At 38.8% G+C, this 19028-nt stretch carries 15 protein-coding genes; 8 read left to right on the forward strand and 7 right to left on the reverse strand.

What is annotated here, in order from left to right:
- The first annotated feature begins 391 nt into the window (after window positions 1-391).
- The 5 genes from H5116_RS14695 to H5116_RS14715 all read left to right on the forward strand — a co-directional run bounded on the left by H5116_RS14695 (window position 392) and on the right by H5116_RS14715 (window position 7323).
- The gene (locus H5116_RS14695) at window positions 392-1186 is read left to right on the forward strand and encodes a VOC family protein (RefSeq protein WP_096792329.1); all 795 of its coding nucleotides are present in this window, start codon (window positions 392-394) and stop codon (window positions 1184-1186) included.
- A gap of 88 nt (window positions 1187-1274) precedes the next feature.
- Window positions 1275-1640, forward strand: a complete 366-nt coding sequence (locus tag H5116_RS14700) for a hypothetical protein (protein ID WP_002959878.1) — start codon at window positions 1275-1277, stop codon at window positions 1638-1640.
- Window positions 1637-3970 (forward strand): fatty acid cis/trans isomerase, encoded by a 2334-nt coding sequence (locus tag H5116_RS14705; RefSeq protein WP_182716513.1) that lies wholly within the window; start codon window positions 1637-1639, stop codon window positions 3968-3970. The genes H5116_RS14700 and H5116_RS14705 overlap by 4 nt, the downstream gene beginning before the upstream one ends.
- 133 nt (window positions 3971-4103) lie before the next feature.
- On the forward strand, window positions 4104-5834 hold the full coding sequence (locus tag H5116_RS14710) for a response regulator (protein ID WP_182716514.1): 1731 nt from the start codon (window positions 4104-4106) through the stop codon (window positions 5832-5834).
- Between the two features lie 76 nt (window positions 5835-5910).
- Complete coding sequence (locus tag H5116_RS14715; RefSeq protein WP_182716515.1) at window positions 5911-7323, forward strand: ATP-binding cassette domain-containing protein; 1413 nt, start codon at window positions 5911-5913, stop codon at window positions 7321-7323.
- Here the strand turns inward: H5116_RS14715 and H5116_RS14720 are convergent.
- The 7 genes from H5116_RS14720 to H5116_RS14750 all read right to left on the reverse strand — a co-directional run bounded on the left by H5116_RS14720 (window position 7313) and on the right by H5116_RS14750 (window position 14634).
- A complete protein-coding gene (locus tag H5116_RS14720; protein WP_182716516.1) occupies window positions 7313-7504 on the reverse strand; it encodes a hypothetical protein in 192 nt (63 codons plus the stop codon). The two genes, H5116_RS14715 and H5116_RS14720, sit on opposite strands and share 11 nt — an antisense overlap.
- Window positions 7505-7574: 70 nt before the next feature.
- Complete coding sequence (locus tag H5116_RS14725) at window positions 7575-8453, reverse strand: TraB/GumN family protein (protein WP_182716517.1); 879 nt, start codon at window positions 8451-8453, stop codon at window positions 7575-7577.
- Window positions 8454-8503: 50 nt separating this feature from the next.
- A complete protein-coding gene (locus H5116_RS14730; protein ID WP_182716518.1) occupies window positions 8504-9940 on the reverse strand; it encodes a sensor histidine kinase KdpD in 1437 nt (478 codons plus the stop codon).
- Window positions 9921-10595, reverse strand: a complete 675-nt coding sequence (locus tag H5116_RS14735) for a response regulator transcription factor (RefSeq protein WP_182712166.1) — start codon at window positions 10593-10595, stop codon at window positions 9921-9923. Before H5116_RS14735 ends, H5116_RS14730 begins: the two co-directional genes overlap by 20 nt.
- Window positions 10596-10658: 63 nt before the next feature.
- Entirely contained in the window at window positions 10659-12605 is a 1947-nt protein-coding gene (locus H5116_RS14740) for an LTA synthase family protein (RefSeq protein ID WP_182712165.1), read from the reverse strand.
- Window positions 12596-12967 carry a diacylglycerol kinase gene (locus tag H5116_RS14745; RefSeq protein WP_007582120.1) on the reverse strand — a complete coding sequence of 124 codons (372 nt, stop codon included), beginning with the start codon at window positions 12965-12967 and terminating at the stop codon, window positions 12596-12598. The genes H5116_RS14740 and H5116_RS14745 overlap by 10 nt, the downstream gene beginning before the upstream one ends.
- Entirely contained in the window at window positions 12964-14634 is a 1671-nt protein-coding gene (locus tag H5116_RS14750) for a phosphoethanolamine transferase (RefSeq protein ID WP_182716519.1), read from the reverse strand. Before H5116_RS14750 ends, H5116_RS14745 begins: the two co-directional genes overlap by 4 nt.
- A 540-nt stretch (window positions 14635-15174) precedes the next feature.
- Between H5116_RS14750 and ilvG the strand changes: the two genes are divergently transcribed.
- The 3 genes from ilvG (at window position 15175) to ilvD (ending at window position 19026) form a co-directional block, all read left to right on the forward strand.
- Window positions 15175-16824, forward strand: coding sequence for an acetolactate synthase 2 catalytic subunit (ilvG, locus tag H5116_RS14755; protein WP_002959891.1), 1650 nt, complete (start codon window positions 15175-15177; stop codon window positions 16822-16824).
- Complete coding sequence (gene ilvM / locus H5116_RS14760) at window positions 16821-17066, forward strand: acetolactate synthase 2 small subunit (protein WP_002959893.1); 246 nt, start codon at window positions 16821-16823, stop codon at window positions 17064-17066. The genes ilvG and ilvM overlap by 4 nt, the downstream gene beginning before the upstream one ends.
- A 103-nt stretch (window positions 17067-17169) precedes the next feature.
- Window positions 17170-19026: a dihydroxy-acid dehydratase gene (ilvD, locus tag H5116_RS14765; protein ID WP_024596945.1), complete on the forward strand. Its 1857-nt coding sequence runs from the start codon at window positions 17170-17172 to the stop codon at window positions 19024-19026.
- Window positions 19027-19028: the final 2 nt, after the last annotated feature.

Below are 19028 nucleotides of genomic sequence, written 5' to 3' on the forward strand. Positions count from 1 at the left end.
GTGAAACGAAACAGCGCCGATGATAGTGTAGCATTTGCTATGTGAAAGTAGGACATTACCAGGCTTCAAATTGTAGAGAGCCCGACTAGAAATAGTCGGGCTTTTTTACGTCTGCAGAAAAGTGATTTAGGTATTCCTCTAAGCGAAGCGCTTCTTGGCGAATAATTTGTATCAATCAGCAATAATATTTAATCCATTTGAGGGATTAAATCTGACCCTAACTGCGTTAAAAACCTCAAATATGAAACAACTGGATAACGAATTTTTGTCCTTCTTTTATCGACTCCGCTTAGTTATTGCTCTAATCTCAATTTATGATCTGTTCAATTATGTAGTTTATAAAATGTGACAGAGTTCGTTTAGGTAAAATTAGAATAATAAGGGCTTAATCATGAGTAAAGTTGAAAACCACCCGCATGGTGTTTTTTGTTGGTCAGAGCTTTGTACGCACAATTGGAAAGACGGTAAGGCGTTTTATACATCATTATTTGATTGGGGGCATGACGATCAACCTATTGGAGAGAACATATACTACACCATGCTACAAAAGCAAGGTGATGATATCGCTGCAATGTACGAAATGCCTAAAGAGCAAATTAGTGCAGGTATCCCAAGTCATTGGTTGGCTTACATTGCCGTCGATAATATTGATGATTGTGCGCTAAAAGCAAAAGAACTAGGTGCTGAGGTTATTGCCGGTCCTCATGATGTTATGAATGCAGGACGAATGTTGATGCTAAAAGATCCAGTAGGCGCAACTGTTGCACTATGGCAGGGGAATGAGCATAAAGGTTGTAAGCACTTAGGTGAATTAAATACGCCTTATTGGCATGAGTTAGCAACAAGAGATAGTAAAGTAAGTCGAGACTTTTACTGTGCTTTACTAGGCTGGGAAAGCGAAATAAAGCCTATGGAAGGGATGGACTACATTTTATTTTTAGTCGATGGACAACCAATTGCCGGTATGCTTGAAATGACAAGTGAATGGCCTGATGATACCCCTGCTCATTGGATGATTTATTTTGCAGTAGAGAGTTGCGATGTAATTGTTAGTAAAGCCGCTAGCTTAGGTGGACAAGTATGTGTTCCTGCAACAGATATCCCCGATGTTGGTCGTTTTAGTGTTATATGCGACCCTCAAGGTGCTGTATTTTCGGTGATCGAATCTGTTATGGATGACGTTTAAACACAGTTAAATTAGCTTTAGCGTTAATTTGCTCGCTAGTTTGATATAATACTCGTCAATTAAATCGTCAGAAAGTGCAGAGAACGCAATGGAATTTGAACAAGATAGTAATTTAACCCTCCCTTTATTTCTATTAGATGAATCATTAAGTAATAGAGACTTAGAGCAGCCTGATTTTGAAATATCAATTGGACTTGATGATGAGTTACTTGCTCAAATTTGCCAGAACCCAAGTGAAGATAGCAGTGTCGCTATTACTGTTAGCGGTTATGAGTTGCTTATAACTAATCCTCTGTACTTAGCTATATTAGATCAAGAGCACGATGCGCAGATAACATTAACGCATGGCCCTCTTTTAAGTATTGTTTTGAATACTGAAGGTCAGAATACATTCGTTTCTCCTCAAATGGATATGATGCCCACCTTTGATTTAGGTGATGAGGACGACGAATGAGAAAAATACTAATAAGTACGATAGTACTCATTATTTTAAGTGGTTGTGCATATTTGGGAAATGCTCACTACGATGATCTTTTTGGACCTGAACAAACACAAGAGAGAATGGTGCCTCATACAACAGGTGCTGGTGCTGATTTTTTACAAAATGTAAAACCTGTACTCGATACCCGCTGCGTAGTTTGTCATGGTTGTTACGATGCACCATGTCAACTGAAGCTCTCATCCCCTGAAGGTATTGACCGAGGTTTGAGTAAAGAGCTCGTTTACGATGGAACTCGTTTATTGGCAACAACCCCAAGCCGTTTATTATTTGATGCAACTAATACTCAGCAATGGCGAGAGAAAAACTTTACGCCAGTGCTAAATGAGCGCGTGCAAAGTGAAGAAGCTAACTTAGCGGGCAGTGTGTTATTTAATAGCTTAGTGTTAAAGCAAAGCCATGAATTGCCAGTAAATGAAGTGTTAGGTGATGAGTTTGACTTTTCGTTAGCGCGTTCGCAAACCTGCGCAACAATGGGTGAGTTCGATCGATTGGCAAGTGATCAACCTCATGGCGGCATGCCTTATGGTTTACCTGGTGTTTCGCGTGAAGAGTTTAATCACTTACAGAACTGGCTTAAAGGTGGTGGTAAAATGTCACATATTCAGCCACCAAGTAAATATGATCAGAATAAAATAGCGGGCTGGGAAGCATTTTTAAATCAAGATAGCTTAAAGTATCAGTTATCAGCACGGTATATTTATGAGCATTGGTTTTTAGCACATATTTATTTTACTTCAGAAAACCCACAAAGCTTTTTCAAACTAGTTCGCTCAAGTACGCCTCCTGGTGAGGAAATAAAGTTAATTAACACGCGTCGCCCATACGATGACCCTAAAGTTAGCCGTGTTTATTATCGTTTTATGCAAGAGCGTACAACCATACTTTCTAAAACACATTTACCTCTTGAGCTTAATGAAGCTAAATTACTGCGTTTATATGAGCAATTTATTGCGCCAGATTATACGGTTACGCAAATGCCGAGTTATGAGGCTAAGGCAGCATCTAACCCTTTTAAAACTTTCGAAGTTATTCCAATTAATTCTAAGTATCAATTTATGCTTGATGAGGCAGAGTTAATTATTATGGGCTTTATAAAAGGGCCTGTTTGTCGTGGTCAGATTGCTTTAAATGTTATAAACGATCATTTTTGGGTGGCTTTTGCTGATCCTAATAAAGTAGCGACTCCGGCTGTAGGGGAAATGCTAATGCAACATGAAGAGGCATTAGAACTTCCTGCCGCTGAGGAAAGTAATGCCTTACCCATTTCTAGCTGGGTTAAATATTCAGTTCGCGAGAAAAAGTATTTACAGGCGAAAGTTGAGCTTGCTAACAAAATGTTCAAAGGTGGTGAGCACCTTACAACAGACTTACTTTGGAAAGGTGATGAGCATAATAAAAATGCGGCACTAACTATTTTCCGCCATTTTGATAGTGCAACTGTAGTTAAAGGTTTTATTGGTCAAGAGCCTAAAACCACCTGGATATTAGATTATGCTTTGTTTGAGCGTATTCACTATTTGCTTGTAGCAGGCTTTGATGTGTACGGAAATATAGGCCATCAATTAGTGACACGCCTATATATGGATTTTTTACGTTTAGAGGGAGAGCAAAACTTTTTAGCATTGTTACCTGAGGCTAAACGTAATCAAATTAAAAAGCAGTGGTATCGTAATTCACCACCTGACTTATCTAAGTTCTTTAAAAATAACCGAGAATTTAGTCAGCCAAGTGGTATTAACTATAAAACTGATGATCCACAGCATGAGCTATATACTTTGATGAAAGAAGCCTTAGCGCCAGTTTTAAGTGAAAGATACAACTACACTGAAGTACCAAAGCCGTTAAATGTAGTAAGTAATATGCCAGCAAAAGCGGTAAACTTGTTACCCCAGCTTTCTTTTGTACTTGTAAAGCAAAAAGATAATAGTCATAAGGGCTACACTATTATTCATCATAATGCGCACTACAATATATCTAGTTTATTAAACGAAGATGGCCAACGTGCTTATGATGAAGATACCGCGACTATTGTTCCTGGCTTTATCGGTGATTACCCAGCAGCTATTTGGTATTTAAATAACGAGCAGCAAGTAAATGCTTTTGCCGAGCAATTGCCTATGATGCAAATAGAAGCCGATTATGGTGCTTTGAAATCTAAGTTTGGTATTCGACGTACTCATCCACAGTTTTGGCAATACAGCGATATATTGCACGATACAGCTAAAAAGTATCGTGGGATAGAATATGGAATGTTCGATTATAATCGATTAGAGAATCGCTAATATAATTTTACTACTATGGCCCAGCTTGATGCTGGGCTTTTTTATTGGGTATTAATAATTCGCTTAATTATTTTGACTGATTCTTCGTTTTAAAAAAATTAGTCTACACTTATATAAAAAAACTGGTTTATACATGTTCAATATTATTAAAAGCGTGAGAACACGTTACCGATGGGCACTAATTGCAATAGCGCTATTAATAAGTGGCTCTGCTTTATTAATGCAGCATAGTTTTTCTGTTCAAAAGTTTGATGCAAAAATTATTAACATCGCTGGTAGCCAGCGTATGCTCTCACAGAAAATTGCTTGGCACAGTAATGCTATGATTAACATCAGTAATTACTCGCCCGCTCATACTGAGTCACTTGAGAAGTCCCTTAATACATTTAAAAAGTCCCATCAAATATTATTAACTAAAAACTCTGATGACGAATACATTTACTTAAATCCAGCGTTAGTAGACTTATATTTTGGTGAAACGATAGGGTTAGATAAAGCGGTATTTGACTATATAGAACAAACAGAGCGGCTTTTGTATCAGCAAGGAGAGATAAACCACTCAGTATTTTCTATTAAGCATGTTGAAACGTTATTAACAAAGCTTGATAAGGCAGTGAGCTTATTTGAATCTCAAGCTGTTAAAAAAGTAAATTGGGTCGCCAACCTAGAGATACTATGCTGGTTATTGGCAATGACATTATTACTTATTGAGTTAAGATTTGTTTTTATACCAATGGAAAAAGAGGTTTCAGACACGCTTTTAGAGCTACAAAAACAAAAAGATTTTGTTTATCAAACAAGTCAAAATAAAGAACATTTTATTGCCAGAGCTAGTCACGAATTTAGAACACCTTTGCAGGGACTTATTACGTCTATTGAGGAGCTAGAGGTTTCTGATAAACAGCAAAGCGTTAAAACCCAAGCTAACTATTGCGCGCTTAGGTTAATAGCCATATTAGATGAATTACAAGACTTGCAGGCTTTAAGTGCAGGTAAATGGGTACCGCATTTAAATGATGAAAACCTTTTAGAGTCGTGTAATAAAGTAGTAATAGCTTACAAGCATGCGTGTAAGCAAAAAGGCCTAAAACTAGTTAGTCGTTTAGATGAATCGTTAAATTGTGTATGTAAACTGGATCATCAACGTTTGCAGCACACACTTACAGAATTAATTAGTAACGCTATTAAGTTTACACAAAAAGGTGAAATTACTGTTTCAGCTAAGCTTTTAAATGATGAATTTCATTTAACGGTGAGTGACACTGGCAGTGGTTTTTCGAAGAAGATTACCAGTCTTGAATTTGACTCATTTAAACAAACCAATCACTTTCAAGGGTTAAGAACTGGCCTAACCCGGGTTCAATACGTTGTAAAAGCACTGCATGGTGAAATTACTTTTACAAATAATAAAACTCATGGTGCTTTGGTGTCTTTGTATTTACCAGTGACTATAAGTAAAGCCCTCCCAACACCTCTTAAAGTAAACGACAAGCTAACGTGTTTAGTCGTTGAAGATAACCCATTAAACACTATGTTATTAACCCGCATACTTAGTTTATTAGGTTTAAGCTATGATTGCGCAGAAAATGGTAAAGTCGCGTGTGATATGGTGAGTGAAAATCAGTACGATATTGTTTTTATGGACCTAAATATGCCTGTAATGGATGGGTTTGAGGCTATTAAAAAAATACGTTCCGATCTTAATAAAGTAATGCCAATTATTGTTATAACAGCAAATACCTCACAAAATGATATAGAGCGAGTTTATGAATACGGAGCTAACCTCCATATTCATAAGCCAATAAGCCAGCAAGCAATTAAAGACGCATTAAATAGTATTAGCGTTGTTAGTGAAATAAATTAATTTTGCGGATAACAAGCTTGCTAAGCACTTTTAATATACGTTAACTTGCTGTTTTAAGGTTTATTAGGAAAAGTTAGTGCAGTCAATTACGCTTGAGCAATTTAATGGTTACTTACAAGGGCAAGGTAAAAGCCGTTACGATATATGCAACCTAGATTGGCAAGTAAACCTAGGAGAACATTGGTTACTTTTAGGTGCTAATGGAGCTGGTAAATCTGCTCTGACAGCTGCGTTAATCGGTGAGGCTAAGTGCGAAAGTGGTAAGCGTATAAGTTGTATTAATAAGCTTATGCTCGTGTCTTCAGATTCACATAAACAGTTACTAGCTCAAGAATTAGAGCATGAAAAGCACACTCTCGTTAAAGACCTTATTTTTACAGGGCATAGTAATAATGATGAATTATTAGCGCAGCTAATAGAGTTATTTAAATTTAGCTCATTACTAAATAGGCATTTTAGAGACCTTTCAACGGGTGAAACTCGTAAACTCCTACTTATAAAAGGACTCAGCTCCCATAGTGAGTTAGTCGTGCTTGATGAGCCATTTCATGGACTCGACGTACAATCTTGCCAGCAGCTTAATAAAATACTCATAGAACTTAGCCAAATTATTACTTTTGTTTTTGTACTAAACCGCCTAGACGAAATCCCTTCATTCATTACTCACTATGGCTATGTAAACCAAGGTTGCTTGTTACATACTTTGGCAAAGCCAGACAGTGAGCAATTGAGTGATTTACTAAAACTACTTCATTTAGAACATACCTCATTGGATGTGCCATCTCCGGATACTGAACAAGAGCAAAAGGCATTCACCGGTAATACCTTAGTTAAATTGAGTAATGCTAAAGTTAGTTACAGTGATGTAAGCATATTCAAAAATCTCAATTGGACTATAAAAAAGCATCAGCATTGGCAGCTTAGTGGAGCGAACGGTTCAGGCAAAACATGCCTATTAAATTTAATAACAGGTGATAACCCACAGTGTTATAGCAATGACATTGAAGTGTTCGGTTTTAAACGCGGAACCGGGGAGAGTATTTGGGATATAAAACAGCATATTGGTTTTATATCTAACGCGCTACATATGGATTACCGCGTAAGTATATCGGCTTTAAATACTGTTATTTCAGGATTTTACGACAGCATAGGTTTATATCAAAAACCGAGCGACGCACAAATTAATATTGCTCAACAGTGGCTGGCATTTATTGGTTTAAGTGATAAACAAAATACCTCATTCACCCAGCTTTCGTACGGCGATCAACGTATGCTTTTAATTGTGCGAGCTATGGTAAAACATCCAACGTTACTTGTTTTAGATGAGCCTTGCTTAGGCTTGGATGAAGCAAACAGGCAACGTGTACTGCTACTAATAGAGAAAGTTTGTGCTGCTAATACAAGTACTGTGATTTATGTAAATCATCATGCGGCAGACAAAATTAAAGGAATAGAGAATTACTTAAAAATGGAAGACTTTAGTTGTTAGTTCGTTTTTTATATTTTTTATTAATGCTTTCTATTAAGTAAATAACAATTTCAATCGCAATAAAAATAGAGGCAAGGATTAACCCACCACTTGGTTTAAAATACCCCTCTTGGTAGTAATATATTCCATTGATAAAAAGCATCGTGAGAAAAAATAAAATCTCAAATTGAAAACGTTTCATAATTTACCTAAACATTATGAGCTTACTTAGCGAGTTTGTTTACGTAAGCTCTATTGGGGTCATTTTTATTTTAAAGACGAGTAACGCTAAAGCCTTTATCTCGAAGTTGTTTAAGTAACCCGTGTTTTTCAGGTAAATGCAGAGCGCCTACAGCAATAAATAGCTGCTCGTTTGCTAAACGCGGTGTGAGTTGTTTAACCCAATTATTATTGCGGTTAGTTAGCATTACTTGCTCGCTAATTTCACCGTAATTACTGTCATCAAAACTCATGTTGTAGTAATCGGTTAGTGTATCCATGTCACCGCTTTTCCAGGCATTAACTAACTTGATAAAGTAAGTATTAATATCGGCTAGTTGCTCAAAAGTTTCTTCAATCATTTCATTACTTAATAGCGCCATACCATCAAACATTTGTAGTTGTTGTTCTAGGGTTTCAAGCTCGCCAATTTTAATATTATGCTCTTTAGCATAACTAAGCACTTGCTTGTCTATGCCGGTTTTATCTGAATATCCTGCATTTTGAAATTCAATTTGCATCATAGTCACCATAACAGCCCAAGGCTTTAAGCCATTAAACATAGCAATATCAATCGACTTTTTAGCAAAGTAATTTTTTAGCTTGGTATAATTTTGCTTTGAAAGCTCAGTTTGCAGTGTTTTTCCATCGTTTAGCATCATAAGTGGCATTGAGCGTTGCTGCATTTCAAGGGGGGTAAGTTTGCTTATATCAACTTCAACAATGACTTCTTTGCTTGCGCTAATTGCATCGGTTACATTTTTAGGTAAGCCTTTCATGCTGGCATCACCAACGTGTACAGTGCCAAATAAGTAAGAGCTGACGCCATTTTTTTCTATTTTATATAAGGCGGGAGCTGCATAGCTGTTAAGGCTAAATGTTATAAGTAATGCCACAATAAAAAAGTGGCTAATACGGGTAAGAGCATTCATGGTTTGTCCTTAAAATCTCGAAGGTTAGTAGTGTAAATACTAACCTAAATTTACTTCAGAGGTAACGTTAATATAAACGTTAGCGTATTGTTTTCGGTATTACTGGCCTTAATAGTAAAGCCATTTAAGTTACATAAGCTCTGTACAATTGATAATCCTAAACCATGGCGCTGATTATTAGTTCTAGATGAATCTAGCTGATAGAGCGGGTCAAAAATAGCAATTAGCTGTTCACCACTTAGTGGTTTATTTACTTTGTTACTAACAGAGATGGTCATGTTTGTGCTGTTATTTACGGCAGTTAATTTAATTGGCGCCTCAGGGAGTCCATAAAATAGTGCGTTATCGATTAAGTTACACAAAATGGTATTTAAACTAAATTCGTCAACATTAAGCGTAAGTTCGCCACTTATTTCGTTATTTAAACGCGTTTTGATACTTGGATGCTTAAAGGTCAGCTCATCAATAATTTGATTTACTAAGTTATTTAGCATGATATTTTGTGCATTTAATTGCATTGCACTGCTACTTGAGCGCTGCAACAGTAATAGGTTACTAACAATTGTTTTCATGCGCTGTGAAATATTAAGTACATCACTGGTATAGGTGTCGCTAATACGTTTATCGTCAGGGTAGCGAATAGCCACTTCTGAAAGGCTTATGAGTTCAGCTATAGGGGTTTTAAGCTCGTGTGCAATGTCGCTTGTTAGGCGTTTTTCATTACTATAGAGTTGCTGATTAACGGTAATAAACTTATTTAGCTCGTTACGTATAGGTTCTATTTCTTCCACTTTAAAGTCGCTTTCTATTGTTTGCGCAACACCGGTAATATCGAGTAACTTAATTTGATCGTTTAAGTTGTGTAGTGGGTGCAGGCCTTTATTTACAATACGTGTCACTAAATAGCGCACACCAAACACACCAAGTACACAGGTTAAAATAAAAACCACATCAATAATAATCAGTACTTTATTAAGTTCGGAGGTGGGCGCTGCGATTGCAAGCGTCATGGTATTAAAAACAGCAGAGTGAGTGGGGTTTCTATCATCTTTTTGGGCTACAAAGTGACTTATAAGTGCGCGGCCATCACGCCCGTTAGGAAGCTCGTAATCTATAATTTTAGATTCATTTATCGGCATTTCTAAAAAAGGCAGGTTAGCATTTTCATAAAGCGCTAATGAGTCCGAGCGCTCAAAAACATCACTGCCATGCCATAACTGGTAAAACTCCGTGGCATCTGCAGCTTCATACTCCGACATAAACTCACCAGCAAAATCAAATTCAACCACGTTGTTGTCATCTTCAACTAAGGTTTTTAAGTAGTTAGCTTTATTAGTTAAAGACTGATTGAACTGATCTTCCACCCAAGTATCAACACTTAAATCAACGGTTAAAAATATGGTGAATAAAATAACTGAGATCACAGCGCTAATATTATTAACGAGTTTACGTTTTATTGAGTGATTTTTATTTTGTTGTTGCGACATAACCAAATCCACGTTTATTTTTTATCGGGAGCTCGCCATCAAACTGTCTTACTTTTTTACGTATGGTTGAGATGTGTGCTTCAAGCGCATTTTTAGAGAGCATATCAAACTGACCTACCACCGCTTCACTTATAAGCTCGAGCCCTAATACTCGCTCTGGGGCGTTAAATAAGCATTCTATTATTTTGTATTCATTGCGCGTGAGCTCAATGGCATGTTGCTCGTAATGAAGAGTTTTAAGGGAGAGATCTAATACGCAATCACCTACGGTTAGGGTATTTTGTTGGTTTTGCAGTGAACCGCGACGAAGTAATGCAAGGACACGAGCATGGAGTTCTTCAAACGAAAATGGCTTAGTTAAATAATCGTCAGCGCCTTTCATAAGGCCGCTAATTTTATCTTGAGGCTCACTTCGTGCCGATAAAATTAGCACACGGCTTTGGCTATTACTGCTGCGCAGTGCTTGTAAAATACTCATGCCATCAACACTTGGTAGCATTAAATCAAGTACGAGGAGGTCGTAGTTTCCACTCAGTGCCATACTCAACCCTTCTGAGCCATCACCAGTTTCATCTACGGTAAAACCAAGGTTGCTAAGGCCAACTTGCAAGCTGCGTCTTAGTGCTTCAGAGTCTTCAATAACGAGGATTTTCATGTTTACTCGGTTTATAAAAATAGCCTTGTTACTTTAACAAGGCTTTATTATCAAGTCACTTGGTTAATGATACCAACCATTTGTGTAGGCTAAATTACCCAAGTTCGCGTGGGCTAGGGCTTTTTTAACTAGTTGCTCATCGTTTTCACGTGGTACAAGCTGGTTATTGCTATACGTATAGGTGGTTGCTGGTTTTTGTGGTTGTAACACCACCACTTTATTATCGTGCATGTAGGCAAAGTTTTTGTCGTATTGCATCATTGCGCGTTGTTTGTTGTCGCTAATTGGCTTTGATAAATCATGACCTATCATTGGGTGCTTACCACTTGCGCCAATTAAAGACAGTAGAGTAACAGGAATATCGAGCTGACTGGCTAGTTGGCTATCTCGTTTATGGGTAATACCTTTTCCAAAAATAACGGCCGGAATTTTAAAGTGATCAACCGGTACTAAATTTGAACCCGATACGCGCGAGTCGTGATCGGCAATAACTATAAATACAGTATCATCCCAGTAGCTCGATTTTTTAGCTTTTTCGATAAAGGTGCCTAGTGCGTAATCGGCATACTTGGCAGCATTATTACGGGTTTGTTTTTGTTTATCGTACAGCGTTATTTTATCGTCAGGAAAGTCATACGGGCTATGATTAGAGCTTGAAAATATAAGGCTAAAAAAGGGTTTGTTTTGATTTTTAAGCTTAGTAAGTTCTATGTCGGCCTGGTCGTACAAGTCTTCGTCTGATGCGCCCCACGAGCCATTAAAGTCTATTTTTTTAAAGTTATTTGTATCTACGATACTTTTAAAACCGTTGCCTAAAAAGAAGCTGCGCATGTTATCAAAATGGCTTTCGCCACCATAAATGAACTGCGTGTTGTAATTTTGCTTCGCTAAAAAATCAGCAATGGTAAAAAAGTCACGTTGTGATTTATCAAGCTTAACAACTGCACGCGAAGGCGTTGGTGTAAACCCTGTAATTACAGCCTCAATTCCACGTACTGAACGTGTACCCGTGGCGTATAAATTATCAAACCCCCAGCCTTGTTTATAAAGGGCGTCTATATTAGGTGTAAGCGGTAAACCGCCAAGTGTGCCTACATAACGAGCACCTAAACTTTCTTGTAAAATAATGACTAAATTTTTGGGTTTACCTGTATTACTTGCGCCATGAAACGTTTTTGTAGGGGCGGTTACATCACTAAATGTGCCTTGCGTATTTTGCATGTTACTACGCACAATACTAAGTAATTCATCGGTGGGCATTTTACCGTAATAGTCTTGGCTCGATTGCTCATTAGAAAGTTGCTTAACTGCAAACGCGACGCTATAAAGTGAGTTAAGGGTTAAGTCGTTAAGTAAATGATCGGTAGAAAACGAGACCATGGCGGGGTTAAGTGGTCTGTGTCCTAATGAGTTGCGGGCGCCAAAAATAGTTAAGCATACTAAAACAAGCGCTAAAATTGATTGATTTAAACCTGTTAGTGATGACTTGCTTTGCCATTGATTGCTAAATATTTTACTTGCAAATTTACAGCTTAAAATAAGTGCTATAACAGCAATAAATACTTCTACCTTATAGCCTGAAAAAATCATTTTTGTGACTTCTTTAGGATAAATTAAATATTCTATAAATAAGCGGTTTGGGCGTAAATCGTACTCGTTTATAAACGTAGGCGTAATCACTTCAAAAAAAACAAGTAAAGCAGACATCGTCACTAAATAAATTTTAATGAGGCCGCGTACTTTATTTTGCCAACCTACGCTTTGCATCAGTAAAGTAAGTAGTAATGCGGGCATAATAATGTAGCTTAGAGTGGCTATATCAACTCTTAAACCACCTATAAATATAGATAACCACGCATGCAATCCAAATACACGCTCCCCTTGCCATACACTTAATCCAAAGCGAGCAAGTGTTAAAAAGCTAAGTGCCAAAACAGCAAATACAACAAAAATCCATACAGGGCCAAGTGCATTTTGTATTTTAGGTATAAAAGTTAGCTTTATGCCCATAACACAGCCCACCAAATAAGAGCGGCAATTAGCATAGCTATAAACACGCTTGCAGAGGCTATATCTTTAGCTAGCCCCGAAAGCTCATGGTATTCACTGCCAATTCTATCAACTACAACCTCTACTGCCGTATTTACCAGCTCAGCAAACAATACAAAAAGCAGGCTAGCTATAAGCAGTAATTTATCCCTTAGTGCAATTTCTTGTAGCCACACAAACACACCGAGTAATGAAAACAGTGCTAGCTCTTGTTGAAACGCCGCTTCAAATCGACTCATCCATTTTAAGCCGTTAAAAGAATGGCTTAAGGTAAAAATAAGGCGCATTAAGCCTTGGCGTTTTATAACGGTTTTATTACTCATAGTTTTATTTCGCTTGGTGTTGTTTGGCAGTTAGCAAGTAAATCAAGTGATGCCTGATACGTTTTGCTTTTAATGCCAATTAAATTTAAAAGGGTGTGAAAAATATTGTTGTGTGAGCGTGCAGCGCGGGTGTCTAAATTAGCTAAACAGGTATTAGTAATGCGCTGATTATGCTCATCAGCCCACATATAAAGAGGAACGTGCGTTTGTGTGCTAGGTGCAAAGCTATACGGAAAACCATGTAAATAAGCACCGGCTTCGCCAAGTGATTCACCATGATCAGAGACATATAAAAACTGCTTATCTATGTTGTTTGGCAGCGCTTTTAATTGCTCAATTACCTGGGCGTTAACAAAGTCGCTGTACGCAATTGTGTTGTCGTAGGTATTAACTAATTCATCGAGTGAGCAGTTTTGAATGTCGCTTCTGTCGCACGTGGGCGTAAATTGCTTAAATTTTTCTGGGTAGCGTTTAAAGTAGGTTGGTCCGTGTGAGCCCATCATGTGTAGGACGATAACGGTATTAGCTTGGTTTAAATTAGCGAGTTTGCGCTTAAGTGGAGCAAGCAGTGCTTCATCAAAACAATATTTTCCATCGCAAAGCGCTGATGGGGTGGTTGGGATATCAATGTTAACAACACGGGTGCATACGTTTTTACAGCCGCTGTTGTTATCAACCCACAGTACGTCGCTGCCAGCTTGTTGTGCTAAGTCAACCAGGTTTTGTTGGTTGTCGGCTGCTAATCGATCAAAGTTATCTTGTGTTTGCAGTGAAAACATACACGGCACAGACACTGCAGTAGCGGTGCCACAAGACGCCACATTATTAAAATACGTCACATTATGCTTTTGTGTATAAGGGTTGGTGTTGCGCTTATAACCTTGATAAGCAAAGTTTTCTGCTCGTGCGGTTTCGCCAACAACCATAACAGTTACGCTGGTGGTGTTAGGCGTAATGAGAGTGGGTGTTGTATCTATATTTTTAAATTCCATATTGGTATACAGCAGCTGATCGCGCATATATTTATAACCGCTAGAGAGATACTGAAATGGGATGAGTTCTTTTTTCAAAATGCGGTTATTGCGGCCAGTGGCTGCGTAGTCGGCGTAAAAGTTTACGACCACTAAAGCAATTAATGAGCAGCACGCTACAATAAGTTTTATACGACTAATCGCTTCTTGGTGAGGACGGGTAAAGTGTATTTTTACTTTGCTTAATATAAAAACAGGTAGCGCACAAAACAGTAGTAGAAAGCCTATGAGCTGCGGATTTAAATAGCTCAGCGCTTCGCTTGAATCAGTTTCGAACGTGTTTTGAATCATTGAATAGTCAAACACGACGCCGTAATTTAATGAGCCGTAAAGTACGGCACTCGAAATTATCAGTAAAAGGTAGTTAATTGGTTTTAGTAACCACCTGACCGACACTATTGAAAAGAAAATAATTAAAAGGCATAACAAAAGCAGTGGCACTGAAAGTAAAAATAGCCATGAAAAAGATGCAAGGGAGGTGATGGCGCTAAACGAACCTTGAATAAAAGGAATGTTTATAACTAAACAGTAATAACAGGCAATCATCACTACAAAGGCATTTGCACTACAGTGAATGTAAAACCGCTTACTACGATTTGGCTTTTTTTGTGCTGGTGTTTGGCTAGTTATGTTCATATTTAGGCTCGTTTAAAATAACAACGCCATGCTATGCAACAACACTTAAGAGTCGCTTAAGAGAACCTACGCATTACCTGAAGGAGATAAATAATTTTATTTATAAAAATATTCTCAAAAATTAATCAAACCTTAAATAAGGGATATAAGAATAGTGAATTTCTGAGATTAAAATTAGAGCATAAAAAAACCACTACCAGCTTGTATAATGAATTTTAAAACCTGATAAATTGCCTTTTAGTCTTTTTGTTAGATTAACTTTGGTGTTGACTTAAAGGGCCTAGCGCGGTACTAATATAAAAAGAGAGCGAAGGAATAACCTTCGCGATAATTGAACAAAATTTGGTATTAATTACATGCTTGCAAACGCACTTAACCTAGTCCTGATTATTATCGTGGTGATTATTCCCGCGAGGGCTTCGTAGTGCTTTAAAAACTTAAGCATTAAAAAAGCCCTCCGCACTTAACCGTTCGGAGGGCTTTTTAGTTTTAAGGGTAAAATTTGTAATTGGGTTGTCACTGAGGAATGAGGGTTTATTAATGACAGGCGCAGAACTAACAATCGACTTATTGGCCAAACACGGCGTAAATGAAGTATTTGGCTACCCAGGCGGAGCTATTATGCCAATTTACGATGCGCTGTATGGCGCGCCAGTCAAACACTACCTAACTCGCCATGAGCAAGGTGCAGGGTTTGCAGCAGTTGGTTATGCTCGCAGCACACGTAAATTAGGCGTATGTTTTGCAACATCTGGCCCAGGTGCAACTAATTTAATAACCGCTCTTGCTGATGCGATGATGGACTCAGTGCCATTATTGGCGATCACCGGCCAAGTGCCTACTGCAGCGATTGGTTCAGATGCGTTTCAAGAAATAGATGTACTAGGTATGTCGCTTTCGTGTACTAAGCACAGCTACATGGTAGAACGAGCTGAAGACTTAGCAGAGATATTACAAGAAGCAATTCATTTAGCGCAAAGCGGCCGCCCAGGTCCTGTACTTGTCGATATCCCAAAAGATATTCAAATGGCTCAAGTCCCTTTTAAACCTTGGCTAGCAGCTGATGAATACTTACCAGAGTTAGATTTAAAGCAAGTTGCTATTGCTAATCAATTGTTGAGTGAGGCTAAACAGCCTGTAGCGTATGTAGGTGGTGGTGTACAAGCCGCTGATGCGCAAGACGAACTAATGCAATTTTTAAATAAAACTCAGATGCCAGCTGTATCAACACTTAAAGCGCTAGGCAGTGTATTACCAGATTACGAACATTACTTAGGTATGTTGGGTATGCATGGTGGTCAAGCTGCTAATATCGCAGTGCAAGAATGTGATGTACTTGTATGTATAGGGGCACGCTTTGATGACCGCGTAACAGGCAACTTAGCTAAATTTGCAGCTAAAGCTAAAGTAATCCATTTAGATATAGATGCTGCTGAAGTTGGTAAGCGAAAACCTGCTAAGGCTTCATTAATTGCCGATTTAAAAACGTCGTTACCCGCACTTGAGTGCTTTGTAACACCTAAAGCTTGGTGTGACACAAATAAAGAAATGAATATTAAGCATGCGTGGCGTTACGACTACCCAGGTGAGAAGGTTTTTGCACCGTACTTATTAAACCAACTAAGCCAACGCATGCCAAAAACAGGGGTTGTGTGCTGCGATGTAGGTCAGCACCAAATGTGGGTAGCACAACACATGAAGTTTACTCATCCGAGTAATCATTTAAGCAGTGGTGGTGCAGGGACAATGGGCTTTGGTCTACCTGCGGCTATTGGTGCACAAGTAGCACGCCCTGATGACTTTGTTATCACTGTATCGGGCGATGGTTCTATAATGATGAATATTCAAGAGCTGGCCACTATTCGTCGTAACAATTTACCTGTAAAAATATTAATTTTAGATAACCAACGTTTAGGGATGGTTCGCCAATGGCAGGAACTATTTTTTGAAGGGCGTTATTCTGAAACTAACCTGTCGGATAACCCAGACTTTGTGCAATTAGCCGCTGTATTTGGTATTCCTGGGCAAACAATAACTCACGCTAACCAAGTTGATGATGCGATAACTGCATTAGTTAATAGTAAAGGGCCGTACATAGTACATGCCTGTATTGATGATAAAGAAAATGTTTGGCCACTTGTACCACCTGGGGCTGCTAACGACGAAATGATGACGGAGAAAGCAAAATGAAACACAGCCTAACTATTGCATTAAAAAGCCAAAGTATAGCGGTAGAGCGCTTTTTACGAGTGGTGCGTCATCGTGGTTTTGACCTTACGCATTTTCAGCTCAATATGGACGATGGTTTTTATAATGTAGACATGACGGTAGATAGTGATAAACCAATTCACCTTTTAACCAGCCAGTTAAATAAGCTGGTGGATGTCAAAGAAGTCACTTTACAAAATTTACAGCAACAACAGGCTGTGTAATTACGAACTGAAAAACAATTTACGAGTAACTGAATCACTCGGTTACTCACCAATTTTAGAATGAGGAATGCCCGCTTATTTTGCGGCAAAAACTGAGGTAACTATGGCTAAATTAAGAAGTGCAACAACAACTGAAGGGCGTAAACGCGCAGGCGCTCGTGCATTATGGCGCGCAACAGGTATGACCGACACCGATTTTGGTAAGCCGATTATTGCCGTAGTTAACTCGTTTACACAATTTGTACCAGGGCATGTTCACCTTAATCAGTTAAGTGAACTTATGGCTGAAACCATTACACAAGCCGGTGGCGTCCCTAAAGAATTTAATACTATTGCGATTGATGATGGTATTGCAATGGGTCACGGCGGCATGCTTTATTCGCTGCCTTCACGCGACTTAATTGCTGACTCAGTTGAGTATATGGTAAATGGTCATTGTGCTGATGCGATGATTTGTATTTCAAACTGCGACAAAATTACTCCAGGAATGATGCTTGCAGCACTACGCTTAAATATTCCGGTAATATTTGTATCAGGCGGCCCAATGGAAGCAGGTAAAACTAAGCTTGCTAACATCGATATTAAACTTGATTTAGTAGATGCCATGGTTAAAGGCGCTGATGAATCGGTAAGTGATGCAGATTCAGAGCAAGTAGAGCGCTCTGCGTGTCCAACATGTGGCTCGTGTTCAGGCATGTTTACTGCAAACTCAATGAACTGTCTGCTAGAAGCGATTGGTTTAGCATTGCCAGGTAACGGTACGACGCTTGCGACTCATAAAGACCGTAAACAACTTTATGTTGAAGCGGGGGCTCGTATTGTTGATTTATGTCGTGAGTATTATCAAAAAGATAATCAAGATGTATTGCCACGTGCTATTGCTAACAAAACAGCCTTTATGAATGCAATGGTTGTTGATATTGCAATGGGTGGCTCGTCAAATACGGTATTGCATTTACTTGCTGCAGCGCAAGAAGCGGGCGTTGATTTTGATATGTCGCACATTGATGCGCTCTCTCGTAAAACACCATTTTTATGTAAAGTTGCACCAGCTACACCTGAATATCACATTGAAGATGTGCACCGCGCAGGCGGCATGATGGCAATCGTACGTGAACTTGGCAAAGCAGGCTTAGTTGATATGTCAGTTAATCATGTTGCAGGGTCAACTATGGCTGAGCTCGTTAAAAAATGGGATGCAACAGATCCTACTAACGAAGCAGCGCGCAAATTTTACCGTGCTGGCCCTGCGGGCATTCGTACCACTAAAGCAATGAGCCAAGAGTGTCGTTGGGACGAGGGCGATAATGACCGTGTTAATGGGTGTATCCGAAGTGTCGAACATGCTTTTCGTCAAGATGGTGGCTTAGCTGTACTTTCGGGTAATTTAGCTGTTGATGGCTGTATTGTTAAAAGCGCTGGCGTTGTTGATGAAATGCTACATTTTGAAGGTACTGCAGTCGTGTACGAGTCACAAGATGATTCTGTAGAAGGTATTTTAAACGATGAAGTAAAAGCCGGTGATATCGTGGTTATTCGTTACGAAGGCCCTAGAGGAGGCCCTGGTATGCAAGAAATGCTATACCCAACTAGCTACTTAAAATCAAAAGGCCTAGCTGAAAAATGTGCACTTATTACTGATGGTCGCTTTTCGGGTGGTACTTCGGGTTTATCAATTGGTCATGTGTCGCCAGAGGCGGCAAGTGGTGGTGCAATTGCTTATGTTGAAAATGGCGACAAAATCATTATTGATATCGCAACACGTGAAATCACATTAGCGTTAAGTGATGAAGAGCTTGAAGCACGTAAACAAAAACAATTAGCACGCGGAAAACTGGCGTACAAACCAGTTGATCGTGAGCGCTATGTATCGTCTGCTTTAAAGGCTTATGCATTACTTGCAACAAGTGCTGATAAAGGCGCAGTGCGTGACTTAGCTAAATTGGAGGCGCTTAGTTAATT

Origin of the sequence: Pseudoalteromonas sp. SG45-2, assembly GCF_014164115.1 — a bacterium.
Taxonomy (GTDB): Bacteria; Pseudomonadota; Gammaproteobacteria; order Enterobacterales; family Alteromonadaceae; genus Pseudoalteromonas; species Pseudoalteromonas distincta.

What these genes read in the sequence shown, in the direction of transcription:
- H5116_RS14750 (WP_182716519.1), bottom strand. Translation starts at nt 14,634, where the DNA reads ATGAACATAACTAGCCAAACACCAGCACAAAAAAAGCCAAATCGTAGT.
- H5116_RS14730 (WP_182716518.1), bottom strand. Translation starts at nt 9,940, where the DNA reads ATGTCGCAACAACAAAATAAAAATCACTCAATAAAACGTAAACTCGTT.
- H5116_RS14740 (WP_182712165.1), bottom strand. Translation starts at nt 12,605, where the DNA reads ATGGGCATAAAGCTAACTTTTATACCTAAAATACAAAATGCACTTGGC.
- H5116_RS14735 (WP_182712166.1), bottom strand. Translation starts at nt 10,595, where the DNA reads ATGAAAATCCTCGTTATTGAAGACTCTGAAGCACTAAGACGCAGCTTG.
- H5116_RS14700 (WP_002959878.1), top strand. Translation starts at nt 1,275, where the DNA reads ATGGAATTTGAACAAGATAGTAATTTAACCCTCCCTTTATTTCTATTA.
- ilvM (WP_002959893.1), top strand. Translation starts at nt 16,821, where the DNA reads ATGAAACACAGCCTAACTATTGCATTAAAAAGCCAAAGTATAGCGGTA.
- H5116_RS14745 (WP_007582120.1), bottom strand. Translation starts at nt 12,967, where the DNA reads ATGAGTAATAAAACCGTTATAAAACGCCAAGGCTTAATGCGCCTTATT.
- ilvG (WP_002959891.1), top strand. Translation starts at nt 15,175, where the DNA reads ATGACAGGCGCAGAACTAACAATCGACTTATTGGCCAAACACGGCGTA.
- H5116_RS14720 (WP_182716516.1), bottom strand. Translation starts at nt 7,504, where the DNA reads ATGAAACGTTTTCAATTTGAGATTTTATTTTTTCTCACGATGCTTTTT.
- H5116_RS14705 (WP_182716513.1), top strand. Translation starts at nt 1,637, where the DNA reads ATGAGAAAAATACTAATAAGTACGATAGTACTCATTATTTTAAGTGGT.
- H5116_RS14725 (WP_182716517.1), bottom strand. Translation starts at nt 8,453, where the DNA reads ATGAATGCTCTTACCCGTATTAGCCACTTTTTTATTGTGGCATTACTT.
- ilvD (WP_024596945.1), top strand. Translation starts at nt 17,170, where the DNA reads ATGGCTAAATTAAGAAGTGCAACAACAACTGAAGGGCGTAAACGCGCA.
- H5116_RS14695 (WP_096792329.1), top strand. Translation starts at nt 392, where the DNA reads ATGAGTAAAGTTGAAAACCACCCGCATGGTGTTTTTTGTTGGTCAGAG.
- H5116_RS14710 (WP_182716514.1), top strand. Translation starts at nt 4,104, where the DNA reads ATGTTCAATATTATTAAAAGCGTGAGAACACGTTACCGATGGGCACTA.